Source organism: Pseudoalteromonas sp. SIMBA_162, assembly GCF_046535955.1.
Lineage (GTDB): Bacteria > Pseudomonadota > Gammaproteobacteria > Enterobacterales > Alteromonadaceae > Pseudoalteromonas > Pseudoalteromonas marina.
Map to the genome: position 1 here is coordinate 1 of NZ_JAWJBQ010001292.1, position 233 is coordinate 233.

Here is a 233-nt window from a genome sequence, read left to right on the forward strand (position 1 = left end):
CAGGCCACCGATGACTTTGGTTTCCAGGCTGTACTTCAAGTCCCGCGGGTCGAAGTAGTCGTACTCGATCGCATAGCCCGGGCGCACGATATGGGCGTTTTCCATGCCGCGAATCGACTGCACGATCTGCAATTGCACGTCGAGTGGCAGGGAGGTGGATATCCCGTTCGGGTACAGCTCGTGGGTGGTCAGGCCTTCGGGCTCGATGAAGACCTGGTGGCTTTCCTTCTCGG

Annotated in this window: 1 protein-coding gene; it reads right to left on the bottom strand. The window is 59.2% G+C overall.

Annotated elements, in window-relative coordinates:
- On the bottom strand, positions 1-233 hold a 233-nt coding region (locus tag R0J88_RS23815; RefSeq protein WP_410901430.1), incomplete at both ends, for an FAD-dependent oxidoreductase.